Source organism: Pseudoxanthobacter sp. (assembly GCF_036822375.1).
GTDB lineage: Bacteria > Pseudomonadota > Alphaproteobacteria > Rhizobiales > Segnochrobactraceae > Pseudoxanthobacter.
Genome location: NZ_DAISHT010000298.1, coordinates 1,532 through 3,315, shown reverse-complemented (window position 1 = coordinate 3,315; position 1,784 = coordinate 1,532). Strand labels below are relative to the sequence as shown.

At 70.1% G+C, this 1,784-nt stretch carries 2 protein-coding genes; both read left to right on the top strand.

The features are described 5' to 3' along the window. Positions 1 to 746: DNA translocase FtsK (locus V7067_RS16760; RefSeq protein ID WP_334177034.1), on the top strand; the 746-nt coding region annotated here is incomplete at its 5' end. A 192-nt stretch (positions 747 to 938) separates the two neighbouring features. Next, a complete protein-coding gene (locus V7067_RS16755) occupies positions 939 to 1,751 on the top strand; it encodes an outer-membrane lipoprotein carrier protein LolA (protein WP_334177033.1) in 813 nt (270 codons plus the stop codon). Positions 1,752 to 1,784: the final 33 nt, after the last annotated feature.

The window sequence follows — 1,784 nt, the reverse complement described above, 5'->3', positions numbered from 1 at the left end:
TCCGCACCGTGCAGACCGGCTTCGACCGCGAGACCGGCGAGCCGATCTTCGAGGAGGAGGAGATCGCCCACGACCTGATGCCGTTCATCGTGGTCGTGGTGGACGAGATGGCCGACCTGATGATGGTGGCCGGCAAGGAAATCGAAGGCGCCATCCAGCGCCTCGCCCAGATGGCGCGCGCCGCCGGCATTCACATTGTCATGGCCACCCAGCGACCGTCGGTCGATGTGATCACCGGCACCATCAAGGCCAATTTCCCGACCCGCATCTCCTTCCAGGTGACGAGCAAGATCGACAGCCGCACCATTCTCGGCGAACAGGGCGCCGAGCAGCTGCTCGGTCAGGGCGACATGCTGTTCATGGCCGGCGGCGGCCGCATCCAGCGTGTCCACGGGCCGTTCGTCAGCGACAATGACGTGGAGCATGTCGTTGCCCACCTGAAGAAGCAGGGCGCGCCGGACTATCTCGACCACATCACCATGGACGAGGAAGACGACGACGAGGCCGGCGGCGGCGGGCCGGCCGGCGGCCTCGGCGAAAGCGCCGATCTCTACGACCGCGCGGTCGCCATCGTGCTGCGCGACCGTAAGGCCTCCACCTCCTATGTGCAGCGCCGCCTGCAGATCGGCTACAACCGCGCCGCCTCGATCATCGAGCGCATGGAGCGGGAAGGCATCGTCGGCCCGGCCAACCATGCCGGCAAGCGCGCCATTCTGGTGGGCGGCGACGACAGCGCGGCAGCCTGACACCGCACGCCGCGCGCTGACGGCACGACAGCGGCCGGACCGGAAGGTCCGGCCTTTTTCGTCCGCCGCCGCCGGCGGTTTGCACCTTGCCGCGGTGATGCCCATCTTGACCGCTAGCAACGACGGGAACGGGCCGGCATTCTGGCTGGCCCTCTCCCTCACGGATCCCTCTTCGCGGAGACCAGCGCCCCCATGGCTGCCCACGCCCCCTGCCCGCCCCGCACCACAGCCCGCCTGCTGCTGATCGCGCTGCTGGCGGCCGCCAGCCTCGCCCCGGCGGCGGGCGGACCGGCGCTTGCCGCGGACACGCCGGCCGTGGGCAGGCTGCCGCTGCCCGCCCCGCGCAGCGGCGGCACCGGAGCAGCACTCAGTCTGGCGCCGCCGGCCGCCGCCCCGGCCCAGCCGGCCGCCGCCGCAGCCGCCCGGCCGGAGGGCCCGCCGCCGCTGCTGCCGGTTGCCGTCAGCGGCGGGGCGCGGGCCGATGCCGCCGTGCTCGGCCGCATCAACACCTATTTCAACGCCATCCGCACCATGAGCGGCGATTTCGTGCAGTTCTCGCCCGGCGGCGCGCGGGCGGAGGGCAGCTTCGTCATCGCCAAGCCGGGGCGCATCCTGTTCCGCTATGCGCCGCCGTCGAAGCTGCTCATCGTTTCCGACGGCAAGTCGGTTTCGGTGCGCGACCGCCGCCGCGACGGGCAGGACATCTGGCCGCTGGAGAAAACGCCGCTGCGGCTTCTGCTCTCCGACCGCATCGACCTGACCCGCGATGCCAAGGTGACTTCGGCCACCGTGCAGGACGGGCTGGTCACCATCGAACTCACCGAAAAGACGGTGTTCGGCACCGGCCGGCTGATCATGGTGTTCGACGAGCGCACCGGCGCGCTGAAGCAGTGGACGGTCATCGACGCTCAGAATCAGGAAACGTCGGTCGCCATCTACAACACCCGGACCGGCATCCCCGTCGATCCGAACTGGTTCAAAATCAACTACCTACCGGTCCGCTGAGCCGCCGGGCGCAGGCCCGTCAGACACCGGGGC

Bases quoted from the DNA above. Each gene is read 5' to 3' on its own strand.
- V7067_RS16755 (WP_334177033.1), top strand. From the start codon at position 939: ATGGCTGCCCACGCCCCCTGCCCGCCCCGCACCACAGCCCGCCTGCTG.